This is a genomic window from Nocardioides pelophilus, assembly GCF_014180685.1.
GTDB classification, from domain to species: Bacteria; Actinomycetota; Actinomycetes; order Propionibacteriales; family Nocardioidaceae; genus Nocardioides; species Nocardioides pelophilus.
Genome location: NZ_JACEHF010000087.1, coordinates 1 through 17,323 on the forward strand (window position 1 = coordinate 1; position 17,323 = coordinate 17,323).

The 17,323-nt window shown below is 72.3% G+C and carries 23 protein-coding genes; 16 read left to right on the plus strand and 7 right to left on the minus strand.

Annotation, left to right across the window (positions count from 1 at the left end; all coding sequences use genetic code 11):
- Positions 1–91: 91 nt before the first annotated feature.
- A complete protein-coding gene (locus H0488_RS14210; protein ID WP_183099925.1) occupies positions 92–1,267 on the minus strand; it encodes a site-specific DNA-methyltransferase in 1,176 nt (391 codons plus the stop codon).
- Positions 1,268–1,315: 48 nt separating this feature from the next.
- On the opposite strand from H0488_RS14210, the gene H0488_RS14215 reads away from it, so the two are divergent.
- Positions 1,316–2,599 (plus strand): phosphodiester glycosidase family protein, encoded by a 1,284-nt coding sequence (locus tag H0488_RS14215; RefSeq protein WP_183099926.1) that lies wholly within the window; start codon positions 1,316–1,318, stop codon positions 2,597–2,599.
- Between the two features lie 52 nt (positions 2,600–2,651).
- Here the strand turns inward: H0488_RS14215 and H0488_RS14220 are convergent, their stop codons facing one another.
- Positions 2,652–3,122, minus strand: coding sequence for a hypothetical protein (locus H0488_RS14220; protein WP_183099927.1), 471 nt, complete (start codon positions 3,120–3,122; stop codon positions 2,652–2,654).
- A gap of 56 nt (positions 3,123–3,178) precedes the next feature.
- On the opposite strand from H0488_RS14220, the gene H0488_RS14225 reads away from it, so the two are divergent.
- Complete coding sequence (locus H0488_RS14225; RefSeq protein ID WP_183099928.1) at positions 3,179–3,763, plus strand: mismatch-specific DNA-glycosylase; 585 nt, start codon at positions 3,179–3,181, stop codon at positions 3,761–3,763.
- A gap of 118 nt (positions 3,764–3,881) precedes the next feature.
- Here H0488_RS14225 and H0488_RS14230 read toward each other — a convergent pair whose 3' ends face one another.
- Positions 3,882–4,613: a hypothetical protein gene (locus tag H0488_RS14230; protein WP_183099929.1), complete on the minus strand. Its 732-nt coding sequence runs from the start codon at positions 4,611–4,613 to the stop codon at positions 3,882–3,884.
- Positions 4,614–4,789: 176 nt separating this feature from the next.
- Here H0488_RS14230 and H0488_RS14235 point away from each other — a divergent pair, with 176 nt between their 5' ends.
- From H0488_RS14235 to H0488_RS14250, 4 genes are all read left to right on the plus strand, one after another.
- Positions 4,790–5,185, plus strand: a complete 396-nt coding sequence (locus tag H0488_RS14235; protein WP_183099930.1) for a hypothetical protein — start codon at positions 4,790–4,792, stop codon at positions 5,183–5,185.
- Between the two features lie 15 nt (positions 5,186–5,200).
- Entirely contained in the window at positions 5,201–5,695 is a 495-nt protein-coding gene (locus H0488_RS14240) for a hypothetical protein (RefSeq protein WP_183099931.1), read from the plus strand.
- 98 nt (positions 5,696–5,793) lie between these two features.
- A complete protein-coding gene (locus H0488_RS14245; protein ID WP_183099932.1) occupies positions 5,794–5,946 on the plus strand; it encodes a hypothetical protein in 153 nt (50 codons plus the stop codon).
- Positions 5,947–6,076: 130 nt separating this feature from the next.
- Positions 6,077–6,406, plus strand: a complete 330-nt coding sequence (locus H0488_RS14250; RefSeq protein WP_183099933.1) for a WhiB family transcriptional regulator — start codon at positions 6,077–6,079, stop codon at positions 6,404–6,406.
- An 11-nt stretch (positions 6,407–6,417) separates the two neighbouring features.
- Here H0488_RS14250 and H0488_RS14255 read toward each other — a convergent pair whose 3' ends face one another.
- The gene (locus H0488_RS14255; protein ID WP_183099934.1) at positions 6,418–7,188 is read right to left on the minus strand and encodes a class I SAM-dependent methyltransferase; all 771 of its coding nucleotides are present in this window, start codon (positions 7,186–7,188) and stop codon (positions 6,418–6,420) included.
- Between the two features lie 102 nt (positions 7,189–7,290).
- Here H0488_RS14255 and H0488_RS14260 point away from each other — a divergent pair, with 102 nt between their 5' ends.
- Positions 7,291–8,568, plus strand: a complete 1,278-nt coding sequence (locus H0488_RS14260; protein WP_312856343.1) for an MFS transporter — start codon at positions 7,291–7,293, stop codon at positions 8,566–8,568.
- A gap of 4 nt (positions 8,569–8,572) precedes the next feature.
- Here the strand turns inward: H0488_RS14260 and H0488_RS14265 are convergent, their stop codons facing one another.
- A complete protein-coding gene (locus tag H0488_RS14265; protein ID WP_183099936.1) occupies positions 8,573–9,115 on the minus strand; it encodes a hemerythrin domain-containing protein in 543 nt (180 codons plus the stop codon).
- A 45-nt stretch (positions 9,116–9,160) separates the two neighbouring features.
- Positions 9,161–9,895 carry a thermonuclease family protein gene (locus H0488_RS14270; RefSeq protein ID WP_183099937.1) on the minus strand — a complete coding sequence of 245 codons (735 nt, stop codon included), beginning with the start codon at positions 9,893–9,895 and terminating at the stop codon, positions 9,161–9,163.
- Between the two features lie 90 nt (positions 9,896–9,985).
- On the opposite strand from H0488_RS14270, the gene H0488_RS14275 reads away from it, so the two are divergent.
- The 7 genes from H0488_RS14275 (at position 9,986) to H0488_RS14310 (ending at position 14,645) form a co-directional block, all read left to right on the plus strand.
- A complete protein-coding gene (locus H0488_RS14275) occupies positions 9,986–10,381 on the plus strand; it encodes a DUF2237 family protein (protein ID WP_183099938.1) in 396 nt (131 codons plus the stop codon).
- 1,602 nt (positions 10,382–11,983) lie between these two features.
- Positions 11,984–12,379, plus strand: coding sequence for a hypothetical protein (locus tag H0488_RS14285; protein ID WP_183099940.1), 396 nt, complete (start codon positions 11,984–11,986; stop codon positions 12,377–12,379).
- A 72-nt stretch (positions 12,380–12,451) separates the two neighbouring features.
- Positions 12,452–13,075: a hypothetical protein gene (locus tag H0488_RS14290; RefSeq protein ID WP_183099941.1), complete on the plus strand. Its 624-nt coding sequence runs from the start codon at positions 12,452–12,454 to the stop codon at positions 13,073–13,075.
- A 19-nt stretch (positions 13,076–13,094) separates the two neighbouring features.
- The gene (locus H0488_RS14295; RefSeq protein WP_183099942.1) at positions 13,095–13,538 is read left to right on the plus strand and encodes a hypothetical protein; all 444 of its coding nucleotides are present in this window, start codon (positions 13,095–13,097) and stop codon (positions 13,536–13,538) included.
- A gap of 78 nt (positions 13,539–13,616) precedes the next feature.
- Positions 13,617–13,982 (plus strand): hypothetical protein, encoded by a 366-nt coding sequence (locus H0488_RS14300; RefSeq protein WP_183099943.1) that lies wholly within the window; start codon positions 13,617–13,619, stop codon positions 13,980–13,982.
- 13 nt (positions 13,983–13,995) lie between these two features.
- Complete coding sequence (locus H0488_RS14305; protein WP_220794592.1) at positions 13,996–14,232, plus strand: FitA-like ribbon-helix-helix domain-containing protein; 237 nt, start codon at positions 13,996–13,998, stop codon at positions 14,230–14,232.
- Positions 14,229–14,645: a PIN domain-containing protein gene (locus H0488_RS14310; protein WP_183099944.1), complete on the plus strand. Its 417-nt coding sequence runs from the start codon at positions 14,229–14,231 to the stop codon at positions 14,643–14,645. Before H0488_RS14305 ends, H0488_RS14310 begins: the two co-directional genes overlap by 4 nt.
- 9 nt (positions 14,646–14,654) lie before the next feature.
- Here the strand turns inward: H0488_RS14310 and H0488_RS14315 are convergent, their stop codons facing one another.
- Entirely contained in the window at positions 14,655–15,551 is an 897-nt protein-coding gene (locus tag H0488_RS14315) for a haloalkane dehalogenase (RefSeq protein ID WP_183099945.1), read from the minus strand.
- A gap of 41 nt (positions 15,552–15,592) precedes the next feature.
- Between H0488_RS14315 and H0488_RS14320 the strand changes: the two genes are divergently transcribed.
- Both H0488_RS14320 and H0488_RS14325 read left to right on the plus strand, forming a co-directional pair.
- Complete coding sequence (locus H0488_RS14320; RefSeq protein WP_183099946.1) at positions 15,593–16,015, plus strand: (deoxy)nucleoside triphosphate pyrophosphohydrolase; 423 nt, start codon at positions 15,593–15,595, stop codon at positions 16,013–16,015.
- Positions 16,016–16,268: 253 nt separating this feature from the next.
- A partial coding sequence (locus H0488_RS14325; protein WP_220794593.1) for an ice-binding family protein occupies positions 16,269–17,323 on the plus strand: 1,055 nt, incomplete at its 3' end.

Genomic DNA, 17,323 nt, shown 5'->3' on the forward strand with positions numbered 1-17,323 from the left:
GCTCGCACCTCAACCAGCGGCGGGCGCCCGAGGCTCGCTTCGCTCGCACCTCAACCAGCGGCGGGCGCCCGAGGCTCGCTTCGCTCGCACCTCAACCAGCGGCGGGCGCCCGCGCGGGGAGCTCCGCGTAGCCGCCGCCGACCCGCTCCGCGACCGCCCGCAGCCGGGCGCGGGTGATGTCGGCGACCGTGCGGTAGCCCGCGAGGTCGGCGTTGGAGCCCGGCCGGACGGGCTCGGCGCTGTTGACGGACAGGCAGGTACGACGCCCGCCGTCCGCCGCGTTGGCGAGCGCGACCGCGTGCCCGGTGGTGCCGCTGCCGGCGAAGTAGTCGAGGACCCGGACGTCCGGCGGCATGGTGTCGAGGATCCGCCGGACCAGGCCGGTGGGCTTCGGCGACTCGAAGACGTGGCCCAGGATCTCCTTCAGCTCGGCGACCGCGGTGTCGGTCGAGCCGATCTCCTCGGCGAGCCAGATCGTGCGCAGCTTCTTGCGGCGCGCGCCCGCCGCGGGGTGGCGCCAGTCCCGCTGGAACACGTCGACCCGGCTGCCCGTCGCGCCCCGGACCCAGCGGCACACCAGATCGTCCGGCCGTTCGTCGATCCGCGGACGGGACCAGCGCCAGACGGCCGGCGACCCGTCGCCGAAGACCGGCTTGATCTCGACCGCGCCGGGGAACGGCGCCGTCCGGACCTCGCCCGTGTCGGGGTCGCCCCAGATCGCGAAGTGCAGGGTCGGCGCACTGAGCGGGTTGAACTTCTTGTTCGTGTTGCGCAGCGGCAGCCGCCGGTAGCGACGCCCGTCGTCGGCCACCAGCGGGAAGTCCGCCTCGACCACCAGGTCCGCGCTCGACGCGTCCAGCACGCAGGCCCGAGGGTCCTTCGCGTAGACCAGCAGGTACTCGTGCGAGGTCGCGAAGCCGCTCCCGAGCTGCCGGCCCTTGGCGTTGAGGTTGACCACGACCTGCGCGAGGAAGGCGCGCTCGCCGTACACCTCGTCCATGAGCAGGCGCAGGTGCGCGGCCTCGTGGTCGTCGATGCTGACGAAGACCGCACCGGTGTCGGCGAGCACCCGTCGGCCCTCCTCCAGCCGCGGCCGCATCATGTCGGTCCACGCCTGGTGCCCGGCGAACTGGTCGCGGTAGGCGAACGCGCTCCCGGTGTTGTACGGCGGGTCGATGTAGATCAGGTCGTACGACGCCGGCGCCAGCTCTGCGAGCACGGAGAGGTTGTCGCCCTCGGCGAAGGTGTTGCACGGACCGGTCGACACGCGACCATCATCCCGGACAGCGCGGCGGGATTTCTTAACCTAGAGCCCATGCGTCGCCTGCTGCCCGAAATCGTCGTGCTGTCGATCCTGGCGACCGCCGGTGCCCTGGTGTTCGTCAACGACACCGATCCCTCGGACCGGCCGCCTGCAGCCGAGCAGGCCGCAGCGCCGGGCAACGCCCCCCAGCTCGGTCCCACGCCGGACCCCGACGACCCGCACACCTGGCAGACGTCCGACCAGGTGCCCGGTGAGATCGCCGCCCCGCTGGTCCCGGGGCAGCGGGCGATGCTCGGCCGGACCCTGCGCTTCACCTACGAGCCCGTGCCCGGGGTGAGCGTCACCGCCTGGGACGCGCGCACGCGCCGCGGCCCGGTGCGCTACTTCGTCACCCGGGTCAAGTGGAACGCCCCGGGGATCACGATCGACTACGCGAAAGGCAAGCGGGTCCGGCGTACGCAGACCGTCACCGACATGCTGTCGCGCACCCCCGACGCGGTGGCCGGCATCAACGGCGACTTCTTCGACATCAGCGACACCGGTGCGCCGCTCGGGCTAGGCCACGAGCGGGGCGGCGTGCTGTGGAACGCGATCGACTTCGGCTGGAACAACGCGCTCTCGGTCAACACCAACGGCCGCTGGCACGTCGGGCAGGTGCCGATGGTGGCGGAGGTGCGGCGCCGCCCCGAGATCGCGATCACCAACTACAACTCTCCGCGGGTCAAGGTCGGCGGGACGGGCATCTACGACTGGCGGTTCGGCAGCTCGGCCGGCTACGGCTGGACCGACGGGCAGCGGCGACAGGTGCGACTGGTCAAGATCGTCGACGGCCGGGTCGTCGCCAACCGCACCGACCTCCCCAACGGCACCCGCATCGACGGCACCTGGCTGATCGCGCGGGGCGACCACGCCGAGGACAAGCTGCAGGGGCTGCGGGTCGGCACCCGGGTGGGCCTGCGCTACCACCTCGACGGCGACATCGCGATGGCCATCACCGGCAACACGGTGCTCCTGAAGAAGCGCCAGGTGCTCGCGGTCGACGACAGCGAGCTGCACCCGCGTACGGCGGTCGGCGTCGACCGCGACACCAAGGAGCTGATCTTCCTCGTGGTCGACGGGCGCCAGGAGTTCAGCCGCGGCTACACGATGGTCGAGCTCGCGGTGATGCTCCGGCGGCTCGGCGCCGAGGACGCGCTCAACCTCGACGGTGGTGGATCGACGACCCTCGCCGCGGTCCGCGACGGCAAGCTCAAGGTGCTCAACTCACCGTCCGACGGTGCACAGCGGGCGGTCCCCAACGGCCTCGAGGTCATCTACAGGCCGCCAGCGTCCTGACGCCTTGGTTTCGAGGCTCGCTGCGCTCGCACCTCAACCAGCGGCGGTGTCCTCAACCAGCGGCGCGGGGCAGGTCGAGCACGGCCACGCTCGTGACCGGTGCGAAGCACTCGTAGTGCGGGTCGACGATCTTGCCCGGCATCACGACGAACGCTCCGTCGTCCTGGGTGACCGTCGCTGACGGGGGCACGTCGCAGCCGATCGCGATCACGGCCACCCCGACCACCCGGTCGTCGGCCGGTTCGACCGCGTCCACCGCGTCCTGCAGGTCACCCGCCAACGACGGAGAGGTGAACTGCTCCAGGTAGCGCGCGAGGTCCCGGTCGTCCTCGATGAGGGTCGCCTCGGCCGCCACGTCCCCGTCCGCGGCGGTGCCGGACACGATCGTGACGACCCGCGGGTCGCCGGCGGTCGTCCGCACCTCGCTCGCCGGGTCGTCCGCGCGGTCTTCCGGTTCGTCCCCGCAGGCTGCCAGGGCAGCCACGAGAGCGAGGGCGACCACGGATCCGAGAGATGCCTTCATGATGGTTGGGACGGTACCCAGAAGTGATCGGTTCCCTACCGCGGCAGACTGACCCCGTGCGCCGTACCTTCTCCCGGGCCGAGCTGGAGTCCTTCCGCGACGCCGTCGTGCCCGACCTGCTGCCGACCCGGCCGGAGCACGACCTGCGGCTGCTGTTCGTCGGCATCAACCCGGGACTCTGGACGGCCGCGACGCGGACCCACTTCGCGCACCCGGGCAACCGCTTCTACCCGGCGCTGCTCCAGGGCGGCGTGATCACCGAGCCGATCGACCCCGCGGCCGGCATGACCGACGAGGAGCGCGACCGGCTGCGCGCGCGGGGCATCGGCATCACCAACCTCGTGCCACGGGCCACGGCCAAGGCGTCCGAGCTCGGCCGCGCCGAGCTGGAGGAGGGCGGGGCGGCGCTGGTGGCGCTGGTCGAGCGGCTCGCCCCGCGGGTGGTCGCGGTCGCCGGCATCACGGCCTACCGGACCGCGTTCGGCCGTCCGAAGTCGGCGATGGGGCGGCAGCCGGACCGGCTCGGAGGCGCCGAGCTGTGGGTGGTGCCGAACCCGAGCGGCCTCAACGCGCACGAGACGGTGGCGAGCCTGGCGACGGCGTACGGCGAGGTGGCCCGCGCCGCAGGCATCCTCCCGTAGGTCGAGGAGGTCGAGGAGGTCGAGCAGGTCGCGCAGGTCGAGGAGGTCGAGGAGGTCGAGGAGGTCGCGCAGGTCGAGGAGGTCGAGGAGGTCGCGCAGCGACCGTCACGAGACCGGATCAGGGAACGGTCCGGCTGACCTCGACGCCGTCCTTGTCGTACTGGATGCTGTAGGACCGGCCGAACTCGTCGCTGGCGCTCGTGTAGAACCACGCGCCGCCGGGCTCGTCCGGCTTGGAGATGAAGACGTAGCAGTCGTCGGGGGTCGCTCCTTCGGCGAGCTCGAGGATCGGGTCGCACATGCCGTCGATCACCGCGGGGTCGATCGTCTTCAGGTCGAACCTCGGGTCGGTCGACGTGCCCTTGCTGTAGTTGTCGTCGAGGTCGCCGCCCCGCCAGTTGTAGTTGAGCTCGCGGGTGTCGTTCGGGTCGTTGGTGTAGGGCACGTCGACGATGATGTAGTCGGTGTAGAGGCCGACCCAGAAGACCTCCGTGCTGCCGTGCTCCTCCTCGAGCTTGTCGACCAGCTCGCTGAAGTCGTCGGGGTCCTTGGCGTCGATGCCGCCGATCGAGCCGATCCCGCTGTCGACGGCGGAGAAGATCGCGATCGCCGCAGCCACGCCACCGGAGAGCACGACCATCGCGATGATCACGAGGATCAGCTTCGAGACACCGCTGCCGCCCGAGTGCACGATGATCGTCGGGGAGTAGCTCTGCCCGGCGCCGCCGTACGGCACCCTAGGGGTGTCGCCGTACGGGACCGGGGGTGGGTCCGCCGGGGGTTCCGGGTCCGGGGTGGAGTCGCCCTCGTACACACGCCACTTCTCCGGGGGATCCGGCTCATTCGCCATGGTGCGCACCGTAAAGCACGAGGCGTCCCCGAGCCACCACCCGATCGGATCATCTCGCGGCCCAGCCGTCGTTTGAGACGACGTTGAGACGATTGTCCCCTGTCCTGCCCCCGCCCCGCGGCCTACGTTCGCTGGCGAGGCAGAACTAGGTCGCGCCGCGGCCGGAAGGGGTCACCATGGGATTCTTCAGCAAGGCCAAGGACGCGCTCACCGGCCAGGCGGCCGCCGCACAGGCCGCGGCCCAGCAGGGCCAAGGCCAACAGCCCGGCATGGTGCACGTGCAGGGCGCCGGCCCCATCGACCCGGCGGTCATGGGCGGCCCGTCGACCCGCTCGGTCGCGGAGAACGACCCGATCTGGGAGCCGATCAACGGCGTCTCGCTGCAGGACTACGCCGACTGGGCCCGGGAGGCACAGGCCCGGGGCGTCAACGACGAGGCCGGCCTGATCACCATCGCGGGCGAGAGCGGCGTCTCCGCCGCGGACGCGAAGGCCGCGCTCGACGGCTGGGTCGCCCGGATGGGCCAGTCGATGGCCGTCGGACAACAGTTCCGCAAGTTCCTCGGCTACTGATTCGGACGGCCCTCCATGGGACTCTTCGGCGACTGGGCGCGCATGTACAAGGCGAACCAGAAGCACCTCGAGCAGCAGGGCCGGCCGTCGTCGTACCTGGGACAGCTCGCAGACATCCCGGACCGGATGAAGGAAGCGGCTGACAACACCGACCTCGGGCTGCGGATGTCACGCCATCTGCAGCTGACCAACGGCGAGGGGCTGCCGGCGGTCGCGACCGTGGGCGGGTCCTGGCAGGTCGGCACGTACGCCGGCACCTCGCCCGTCGTCCGCATCCAGGCCCGGGTCGAGCGCGCGGACGGCATGGAGCCCTACGTCGTGACCTGCGACCACGTGGTCGCCGCGATGCACCTCGGCCGGATGCAGCCCGGGGCGACCCTCGGGGTGATGGTCGACCCGCTCAACCCGCACGACTTCGCGATCGACTGGATCCGCACCGGCCAGCTCGGTCCCCCTCCCCCGGGCTCGACGCCCGGACCCGGCGCACCGGGAGCCCGGCGCGAGATCTGACTCCCCGTGTTAATGCGTTAGGCCGGCGCGGATCCACGGATCTATCCTGGATTGGCCGCTGGGGATGACCCCGGCGCGCCACCGAGAAGGAGCATGACGTGGGCATCTATCGCACCCAGATCGACGCGAACCGCAACGCGGTTCGCGCGCTGGCTGCTGCCCACCGCTGCCCGGAGCTCGGAGGCCGGACGCTCGAAGGCCGGAAGCTCGCAAGCCGGGAGCTGTTCGGATCGCTGGAGCCGCCTGGGTAGGTGCACCTCGCACCCGCACGCCGGGCCGCTTCAGCGCATCCAGTCATCAAGGACTGACGCCGCAGAAGCGGCCCGTACGCATTTTTCCACCCACTCCCCATCGCCCCGACCACAGAGGAGGTGAACGGCGATGACTGCACGGAAGACCACCCTCCACGAGGACCGGTTCGACACGAAGGGCGTGACGATCGCGTTCACCGCGCCGACCCCGCAGGACCCGACGCTCGCCTGGGCGTGCGCGGACCACCCGGACCCGGACCTCTTCCACCCGACCGACGACGCGGACCTGGCCGCGGCGCGGGCGATCTGCGCCGGCTGCCCGGTGCGGGAGCTGTGCCTCGAGCTCGGCCTCCGGCGGGACGAGTACGGCGTCTGGGGCGGCGTGCTGCTCGAGAACGGCCAGCCGCGGTCCGGGGTGCCCCGGAAGGGTCGGCCCCCGAAGGTCGGTTCCGCCGCCTGACGGCCGCCGGGCTACACCAGCCCGGTGGCCGTCCAGGCTCCGGCCTCGACGACCAGCGGGCCGTCGCCGTACTCCTCGCGCAGCGCGCCCACCAGGCCGGCGCGCTCGATCTGGTTGAGACCGTTGACGTAGGCGCCCGCCGGACCGACGCCGAGCGTGAACGGCTCCCACCAGTCCTCGAAGGTGGCGAAGGTCAGGCGCACCGTCAGCAGCGTCTCCTCGACCTCGCGCAGCCCGGCCCCGCCGAAGAGCCGGGTCAGGTCCCCGGCGCTCGAGCCCGGAAGGGCACCCTCCCCCACCGCCGCCGGGTCGTAGCGCTGCACGACCCGCCAGAAGCCCGACAGTGCTCCCGTCCCTCCGACCGAGTGGTCCCACACGCACGCGGAGACCCGGCCGCCCGGGACGGTCACCCGCGCCATCTCCCGCACCCCCGCCGCCGGGTCGCTCATGAAGTGCACGACCAGCTGAGCGAGCGTCGCGGCGAAGGTGTCGTCGGCGAACGGCAGGTCCTCGGCAGTGGCGCGGCGTACGTCGGCCGAGGGGTACGCCGTCGTGGTCGCGGCCACGAAGGCCTCGACCGGCTCGACGGCGCTCACGGCGGCCTCGCCCTGACGTCGGGCGAGCTCGCCGGTCAGCATCCCGGGACCGCAGCCGACGTCGAGCACCCGCGCTCCCGGCGCGACACCGGCCAGCCCGAGGTCGGCGAACGGCGCGGAGAGCGGAGCGGAGAAGCGACCCATGAACCGGACGTAGGAGTCGGCCGCCACGTCGAACAGCGTCATAGGCCGATGGTGGCACCGGGACCGACGCCGGACCATGGCCCGATCAGGGACCCCCGGGCCACCCGATCAGGCCAGGTGGCGCGCAGCGGTACCTTCGGCTGCGTGGACACCCCGCGGCGCGCCTGGCTGATCTGGGGCGTCGGGTTGGCGATCTACGTGACCGCGGTCTTCCACCGGACCAGCCTGGCGGTGGCGGGCCTCGCGGCGACGGACCGGTTCGACCTGTCGGCCAGCCAGCTCGGCACGTTCACGATGCTGCAGCTGCTGGTCTACGCCGGGATGCAGGTGCCCGTCGGCCTGCTGGTCGACCGGTTCGGCCCGCGCACCGTGCTGACCGCGGGCGTGGTGACGATCAGCCTCGCGCAGGCGGGGTTCGCGCTCGCGACGTCGTACCCGGAAGCGCTGGTGGCCCGGGTCTTCGTCGGCCTGGGCGACGCGATGACCTTCATCTGCGTGCTGCGGCTGGTGAGCAGCTGGTTCGGCTCGCGGCAGATCCCCCTGGTGACCCAGCTGACCGGCAGCACCGGCCAGATCGGGTCGATCGCCGCCGCCGTACCGATGACCTGGGCGCTGTCCGAGCTGGGCTGGACGACGGCCTACCTGCTGTCGGCCGCCACCGGCCCGGTCCTGCTGGCCGCCCTGCTGCTGGTCGTGCGGGACACCCCGCAGGAGCGGCACCACCGCGGCCACCCGATGTCGCGGCTCACCCTGCTGGCCACGCTGCGCGCGTCGTGGGCCCAGCCCGGGACCCGGCTCGGCTTCTGGGTGCACTTCACGACACCGTTCAGCGCCCATCTGCTCGTGCTGCTGTGGGGATTCCCGTTCCTGGTGCTGAGCGAAGGCCTGTCGGAGACCGTCGCCGGCCTGCTGCTGAGCCTGATCATCGTCGCGGTCGTCGCCTCCGGCCCGGTGCTGGGCTGGGTGGTCGGCAACCACCCCTGGCACCGGTCGACCGTCGCCCTCGGGACCATCGCGGGGATGGTGGCGACCTGGACCGCCGTGCTGGCCTGGCCCGGTCACGCTCCGCTGTGGCTGCTGGTCCTGCTCATCGTCGCGTGCGGGATCGGCGGGCCGGCCTCGATGATCGGCTTCGACGTCGGCCGGACGTCCAACCCTCCGGACCGGATGGCCAGCTCCACGGGCATCATCAACGTCGGCGGCTTCGTCGCGGCCGTGGTCGCGGTGTTCGCGGTCGGTGCGGTGCTCGACCTGATGACGCCGGGGTCGTCGGACTACACGCCCGTGGCGTTCCGAGCGGCGATGAGCGTGCAGTACCTCCTCTGGGGTCTCGGCGCGGCCCAGATCTGGCGCTACCGCACGCGGGTCCGCCGACTGCTCGGCCGCGAGGCCGTCGAGGGCGGCTCGACGATGGTGGGCTGATCCCCTACGAGAGGACGCCCTCGCGGCGCGCGTCGGCGACCAGCGCCCGCACCTTCGCGGGGGTGCCGCAGCCCTCGTCGATGAGCTCGTTGCGGCGCTCAGCCCACTTCGCACCGAGGTCGGCGCGGACCCGCTCGCCGACCTCCTCGCGGGCCGGGCTGAGGATGGTGAGCTCCTCCTCGGCGATGTGGTGGGCGATCAGGTTGCTGAGCTTCTCCACGGCATCGTCGAACGCCTGGGTGTCGGTGCCCTTCAGCTCGAGTACGGCGAGGAGGGCCTCGTTGCCCTCGGCGTGCTCCTCGTGCCCGTGCTCGATGTCGTCCTGGTCGACCTCGCTGGACCGCCGCCGCAGCACGGGGTAGACCAGCTCCTCCTCGGCCTCGCCGTGCGCGATCAGGACGTCGGCGAACGCCTGCCGCACGGCGTCCCGGTCCTGCGACGCGTCGCGCAGCTGCGCCAGCAGCCGCTCGAACAGCCGGTGGTCGTCGGTGATCAGGTCGATGACGTCACCCGCAACGGGGCGACCGAGCTCGATGGCATGGTTCATGCGGTCCAGGTACCCGCTGCGTCGCGGGCCGATCCCCCGGTGTGGTCAGCCCCACTCGCACGCGACGTGGTCGCCGTCGGCGTCGAGCCCGTGCGGGTCGGAGCCGGTGACGCTGATCGGACCGTCCACGTCGGAGCAGTCGACGTCCGGCGGGTAGACGGGCACGCACGGGCTGTAGCCGGGCGCGCAGCCCGAGGGCTGATTCGGCGCGAACCGGCGCGGCGCCGGAGCGCAGGTGAGGTTCGGCGCTCCCCGGTCGGCCTTGATGTACGCGGGCTCCCGGGGATGGAAGCCGTAGCCGTCCCGCGAGTCGTAGCGCGCGATCGCCAGCCCGTCCTCCAACAGCCGCAGGCCCGCGTCGAGCGGGCCGAGGTCGACGTACCGCAGCAGCCGGTCGTAGCGGTCGCGGTCGACGTCGCCCTCGCCGAGGGTGACCCGTTCGCCCTCGACCAGTGCGACCAGCCGGTCCCGGGCCTTCTCGTAGCCGCACTCACCGACCTCCGGGGTGTCGATGCCGAGCAGGCGCACCCGCTCGCCGTTGCCGAGCTCGAGGGTGTCGCCGTCGACCACCCAGGTGACCAGGTACGTCGGGCCGGACCGCTGCCCCGGCCCCTTGTCGCGCCCCTTGTCGCGCCCCTCCTCGCGCGCCTGCTCGGCCCGGTGCTCGCGCCGTTCCTCGCGCCGTTCCTCGCGGCGGTCCGCGGAGCCGGCGAGGTCGCTGCAGGCCGCGACCGGCAGGCCCAGCACCAGGGCCAGGATGGCCGCACCCGCTCGTCGCATGTCGAAAGTACAGGGCGAGATCGCGGCCGAGACTGCCGAATCGGTGAAGATGGCTCGGATTGACTAGGCACGACGTGGCAGGCTCGCCCCGTGACCGAACGCAACGTCCTGGGCGGCGGGCTCGAGCCGTGCGGCACCGATCCGATGACCGGCTTCTACCGCGACGGCAGCTGCTCGTGCGGGCCCGACGACCAGGGCCTGCACGCGGTGTGCGCGGTGATGTCCGAGGAGTTCCTCGCCCATCAGAAGGCGGTCGGCAACGACCTGTCGACCCCGCGCCCGGAGTGGAGCTTCCCGGGGCTGAAGCCGGGAGACCGGTGGTGCGTGGTCGCCGTCCGATGGCTGCAGGCGTACGGCGACGGCGTGGCCGCTCCCGTCGTCCTCGCGTCCACGAACGAGCGGGCGCTCGAGGTGATCCCGCTCGCTGCGCTGCGCGAGCACGCGGTCGACGTACCCGACGACCCGGGCAGCCTCTCCACCGAGTGACGGCCGGAGGGTCCGGTTCGCGCAGGCGCTGAGCCGTCGGCGCTCACCAGGCGGCCGTGACCTTCGGGCGCCCGAACGGGGACCTTGTGCCATGGGAATCTCGCCCCGTTCGGCGCAGATTTGCCAGCAGGAGAGCACCCGCACGCAAGGAGACGCTCATGTCCGGGAACTGGAGCGGGAGGCACCGCCGAGGCACGGCCGCGGCGCTCGCTGTCGCCGCGACGCTGACTGCCGGCCCGATGACCGCGACTGCCGGTCCGACCGCGGTGGAACACCAGCAGGGCGACGTCGCCCGCACGACGATCGACGTGGGCCCGGTCCGATCGGTGCGTCCCCCCAGCCGGAGCCGGATCTCCCGCGTCGCGCTGGTCACTGACAGAGCCGGCACGACCACCGTCGTGTGGGACGGGAGCGGCCGCGTCTCGACGGCGCGGAACCGCCCCGACGGCAGTTGGCGGCCCCCGGTCGCGCTGGGCTACGGCGCCCTGCCGGACGCGGTCGTCGACGGCCGCAACCGGGTGACGGTCGTCTGGCGCCGCCGCAACGCGGAGGACCTCGCCACCCGGCGGTGGGTGCGTGGCGCTTGGGAGCCGGTCGCCCACCTGACGCAGCCTCGCGACACCGAGATCCACGTGTGGCCGTTCCGCATCGGCGTCAACGCCGAGGGTGACACCGTCGTCGTGTGGAACCGCAAGTACGGCCCGTACGACGTGAACACGTGGGACCGGGTCGAGGCGGCGTACCGCACGGACCGCGGCGGCTGGGGGGCGCCGGTCGTGCTGCGCAGGGACTACGGGTTCGTCCACGCGGCCTTCGTCGACGAGGAGGGCGGGGCAAGCGTGTTCTACGACGCCGACGGGCTGAGGCTCCAGCACCGGGGGACGGGCGGCGCCTGGCAGCCGCCGGCTCAGCTGCGCTTCGGCGGACGCTTCGCCGGGGCGGCCGCAACCCCCGACCGTCACTTCGTGGTGAGCATGCTCGATGACGCGGAGGTCGTGGCACACGAGAAGCTGCCGGGCAGCTCCTGGCTGCGCGGCGTCGTCGCCGGCGCGGTCCNGCTGCCGGGCAGCTCCTGGCTGCGCGGCGTCGTCGCCGGCGCGGTCCTGCCCTACGCCCAGGTGGCACCGGTGGTGGTCGACGGCCGCGACCGAGCCACGATCGGCTTCGCCGCCGCCGACGGTTCCGCTTCGGTCGTACGCCGGGTTCCGGGATCCCCGTGGACGGCGCCCCGGGCCGTCTCACCCGCCGACGTGGGCGCCCGGAACATCCGGCTCGTCCGAGGACCCCAGGGAGCGCTGGCGCTGGCGTGGGTCTCGGGACCGTCGGACCAGCCGCGGCTCTGGGTCGCCACCCGGTTCGCCGGCGAGTGGTCCACCCCGGTGCCGCTGACCGGGCCCCGGACCCGGGAGGTCCCGGACGTGACCGCGGCCTTCGAACCCGACGGCGACCTGGTCGTGGTGTGGACCAGCTGGCTCCGACGCAGCCGCGACTTCCAGCTCCTCAGCCGGACCGTCAGCAGGGTCCCGGCAGGATGAGCGGCGGTGGAGCATGACCACGTCGGGCTATCGACCGCAGCCGCCGGAACGCCCTAGGCTCCAGCCCGTGGCCGTGTCGTTCTATGAGTGGCGCAACCCGCGCATCTCGTTCGACGTGCGGTTGGAGCGCCTGGCCGACCTGCCCGTGAACTTCTTCGCCAACCGCCGGATGCTCACCGTCTCCGCGAAGCGACGGCTCTACGACCAGGGCCGGTTCGGGGTCGCGACCGTGCTCCGCGCGCCGCGGCGGGTGGGCGGCGCCGCGGTGGGCGGTGAGGGAATCGGCCGCTTCAAGGTCCGGATCGAGTCGGTCTGGTGGCGCACGTACGACGTCTGGGTCACCCAGTCCTTCAGCCTCGTCGAGTGGGGCCTGCTGCAGACCGGCGCGCTGGTCGAGTGCCGGGTCGACCCGCACAAGCCCTGGCGGGTGCTGATCTGCGCACCGGAGCCGCAGGCCGGCTGATCGAGCCCGCGGCGAGGACGAGTCCCGCGTCGGTTGTGCGGGAATCGCCCGACAGCGATAGCGTCCGAAGAGATGGACACTCCCCCGGATCAGACTGAAGACCCGCTGGCCGATGTCGCCGACACGATGCGCGCGGAGGGGTACGTCGTCGTACGCCCCCAGTCCGGCGCCATCCTGGTCGAGGGCCGCTTCCTCAACCCCGAGCGGATCGCGCTCCGCGCGGCCGGCGAGGCCGGCGACGCGGCCATCGCCGCGTGGGCGATCAGCCGTGAGAACGACTGGACGCTCGTCGCGTGGAACCGGCCGGACCTGGTGACGATCACCCAGCGCGGCGCCGCCGCACCGCGGTGGCGGCACCGGCGGCTCCCGCCCGCGATGCGCCCGGACGCCCAGACCTTCCTCGAGGGCGGCGCGTCGCCCCACGACATCGTGACCACGCCGAAGCACCGGCCGACCGATGCCGCGCGCGACGTGCTGGCCGCCCTCGACATCGCCTCGCCCGAGCCTCCGGGCTGGGTGCCGCCGCCCCCGCCGCCGGTCGTGGTTGCGCCCGTGGCCGCGCCGAAGCCGCGCCGCACCCGGGCGGCCGCCGCGCCGCGCGCCACCGCCGTGCGCAAGCCGGAGCCGGTCACCAAGGTCTGCCCGACCTGCTTCATGGCCCTTCCTGCGACGGGGATCTGCGACAACTGCGGCTGACGGGTGCCACCATCAGCACATGACGCACGAACCTGCCCCGCAGGAGACCTTGACCATGCGCGTCATCGTCAACGTGCTCGTCACCGCGATCATGGTGGTCCCGTTCGTGCTGGTCGGCGCCGGCCTCTGGCTGCTCGCCCAGCGACAGTTCGGCGAGAAGGTCGAGGCGGAGGTCATCACCTGCGACTTCGACATCAGGTACAAGACGTCGTCGCAGCACTGCACCGCCCGGTGGACCGAGGACGGCGTCGAGAAGATCGGGCCGATCCAAGGCTCCGGTGACCACGAGGTCGGCAAGACCATCACCGCCACCCTGCGCGGCGACGAGCTCTACAGCCGCTCGCTCACCCTCCCGTTGATCCTGCTCGGCCTCGGCCTGCCCCTGCTCGTCCTGCCGATCCTGTGGTTCAAGCGCCGCCTGTCCCGCCCCTCGACCCCGCAGGGCGAGCAAGGCGTCCGTTGACCCCGTCGGTCGAGGAGGTCGCGCAGCGACCGCTCACCCCCGTCGATCGAGGAGGTCGCCCAGCGACCGCTGACCTCGTTGGTCGAGGAGGTCGCGCAGCGACCGCTCACCCCGTCGATCGAGGAGGTCGCCCAGCAACCGCTCACCCCGTTGGTCGAGCAGGTCGCGCAGCGACCGCTGACCTCGTTGGTCGAGGAGGTCGCGCAGCGACCGCTCACCCCGTCGTTCGAGGAGGTCGCACAGCAACCGCTGACCCCGTCGGTCGAGGACGTCGCACAGCAACCGCTGACCCCGTCGGTCGAGGACGTCGCACAGCAACCGCTCACCCCGTCGCTCGAGGACGTCGCACAGCGACCGCTGACCCCGTTGGTCGAGGAGGTCGCGCAGCGACCGCTGACCCCGTTGGTCGAGGAGGTCGCGCAGCGACCGTCACGAGACCCCTGATATCATCGATATCGTGAGCGATTCGATGGTCGTGCGAAAGCTGCCGGCCGGCCTTAAGCAGCGGCTGCGCGTTCGCGCGGCGGCGCACGGGAGGTCGGTCGAGGCGGAGGTGCGCTCGATCCTCATGGACGCCGTCTATGCCGATGACTTCGTCGTGACCTGGCTCGAGGACGTCGCCACCCTGACGCCTGGCGAGGAGCTCGTCGTTCCCGAACGCGGCCACGGTCGTGAGCCGGTGCCGTTCGAGTGATCCTGGTCGACACGAACGTGTGGTCCGAGACCACGCAACCCGATCCCGCTCCCCAGGTCTTGACGTGGCTGCTCGAGCACCGCGACCTCCTGGCGATCTCGTCGATCACGGTCGGCGAGCTCCTGCTCGGCCTCACGCTCATGCCCGACGGCCGCCGTCGCGACGAGCTCGCTGAACGCGTCGAACGTCTGATCGCGAACAGCCGTGGCCGCGCCTACTCCTACGACGAAGCTGCCGCGCGATCCTTCGCCCGCATCGCTGCTGACCGTCGGGCCGCTGGGCGACGGGTCGCGAAGCCCGAGGACGCCGTGATCGCCGCGATCGCGCATGCCAACGGGCTCTCGGTCGCCACTCGCAACACCGGCGACTTCGAGGACATGGGCGTCGACCTCATCGACCCCTGGGGCCAATAGCCCGACCGCTCAGGCTCCCCAGTCGATCAGCCGCTGCGCCAGCTCGGGACCGGCGTCCTCCTGGAGGAAGTGCCCGGCCTTGATCCGGTCGTGCGGCTGACCCTCGGCACCCGGGACGTGCTCGATCAGTGCCCGGTCCGCCTTGCCGAGGATCGGGTCCTTGGCGCCGAAGACGCAGAGGAACGGCTTCTCCCACTTCCCGAGCGCGTCCCACGCGGCGCGGTTGGCCGGCACCGCCGGGTCCTTCGGGCTGGTCGGCACGAGTCGCGGGAACGCCCGCGCGCCGGCCTGGTACTGCGCGCTGGGGAACGGGGCGTCGTACGCCGCCTTCACCTTCGGCGGCAGCTTGTCGACGCACGCGAACCCGACGATGAACCCCGCCGGGAAGACCGGCGTGAAACGGGCGAAGGTGCGCCAGCCGCGGAAGCCGAGCGACACGCCCTGCTGGGCGGTCGGCAGGAACCCGTTGCCGACCATGATCCGGCTGAAGCGGTGCTCCTGCTCGGCCGCGATCCGCAGTCCGATGAGCGAGCCCCAGTCCTGCACGAACGCGGTGATGTCCTGCAACCCGAGCCGCTCGATCCAGGCCGTGACCCACTCGACGTGGCGCAGGTAGGTGTAGTCCTCGACCCGGGTGGGCTTGTCGGACTTGCCGAAGCCGATCAGGTCGGGCGCGAGCACCCGGTGCCCGGCGGCGACCAGCGGCGGGATCATCGTCCGGTAGAGATAGCTCCACGTCGGCTCGCCGTGCAGGAGCACGATCGGCGGTGCGCCGCGCGGGCCCTCGTCGACGTAGTGCATCCGCAGGGACTCGGTGTCGGACGCCGCGACGTCGACGTAGTGCGGCGCGAACCGGTAGCCGGGGAGGTTGTCGAACCGGGAGTCTGGTGTGCGGACGACGTCCATGTCGGTGAGCCTAGAGCCAGCCGACCGCTACGGTCAGCGCCATGCCCCAGGTCGTCGTCGGCGCGATCATCGTCGACCACCCCGAGCGGCCGTCGTACGTCGTCGCGGCCCGCCGCACGAAGCCGGCCGGGCTCGCGGGCCGGTGGGAGTTCCCCGGCGGCAAGGTCGAGGCGGGAGAGACGCCGGAGAGCGCACTGGCCCGGGAGGTCCTCGAGGAGCTGGGGGTCGAGATCGAGGTCGGAGCGGAGCTGGCCGGACCGGACGGGGGTTGGCCGATCTCGGAGAAGTACGTGTTGCGCCTCTATCTCGCCACCGTCGTCCTCGGCGAGCTGCACGAGAGCGCGGACCACGACGAGCTGCGCCGGCTGACCGTCGACGAGCTCGACACCGTCGACTGGCTGCCCTCGGACCAGCAGGCGCTGTCCGCAGTCAGGGCGGCGCTGAGCACCGAAGCGCGCGAATAGGGCGTACCTTGGCAGGAGAGCTCAATTGAGGCGCGCTCGCCACTCGGCGTCGGAGACCTCCAGTCGGACCAGTCCGGTGACGTGAGCCCCGTCGGCCCCACTCCCGGGCCTGGGAAGGCCTGTCATGAGGCTCGACCGCATCTCGCTCCGTGTCCGAAGCACGTCTCCCCCGCGAACCGCCCGCTCGCATCGCCGGGCCCGCGCGCCCGGCACCGGTCGCGTCCGGCACGCACTGCTGTCGACGTCCGTCACGTTGCTGATCACCGGCCTCGTCGTCCTCGCTGTCACCGTGGGCCGGTCGCCGGCCGCGTTCGCGGCGCAGCCGGCGGTGGGACTGGGGACCGCGACGTCGTTCGCCGTGCTCGCCGGGACCACGGTCACCAACACCGGCCCGACGATGGTCTCGGGCGACGTCGGGGTCAGCCCGGGGACGGCGGTCACCGGCTTCCCGCCCGGTCAGGTCAGCTCCGGAGTGATCCACGCCGCCGACGCGGTGGCCCTCCAGGCGCAGGACGACCTGACCACGGCGTACGACGACGCGGCCGGCCGCTCGCCCGTCGTCGACAAGACCGACGACGACCTCGGCGGGGAGACCCTGGTGGCCGGCGTCTACCACGCCAACACCGGCCTGTCCCTGACCGGCACGGTGACCCTCGACGGACAGGGCGACCCGTCGGCCGTCTTCATCTTCCAGGCGGGCTCCACGCTGCTCACCGCGACCGGCAGCCGCGTCGCGCTCCAGGGCGGCGCCCAGGCGTGCAACGTCTTCTGGCAGGTCGGGAGCTCCGCGACCATCGCCACCTCGACCAGGTTCGTCGGGACCGTGATGGCGCTGTCCAGCATCACGATGCAGACCCAGGCCACGATCCGGGGACGCCTCCTGGCCCGCAACGGCCAGGTCAGCCTGGACACGAACACGATCAGCAGACCGGCCTGCGCCACGGCGCCGACCACCACGCCGCCGACGGCCAGCACCACGATCCCCACGGGGACCAGCACGGCGACGGCGACCGTCACCCCGACCGGCACCACGTCCGCCACGGCCACCGGCACGACCGGCACCTCGACACCCACGTCGACACTGCCCACCTCGACCAATCCGACGGGAACTGCCGGCGGCCCGGGCGGACCGGGCGGGGGGCCGGGTGGCCCGGACCACCCCGGCAAGAACCCGCCGTGGGTTCCCCACGGGCACCCGCCGACCGGACAGGGTCCGGCGCAGCCCGACCCGTCGGCCACCGGGCTCTGGCTCGGTGGGGGCTTGCTCGTCGCCGGGGCCGCCTGCGGCGCCGCGGCTGCCCGGCGCCC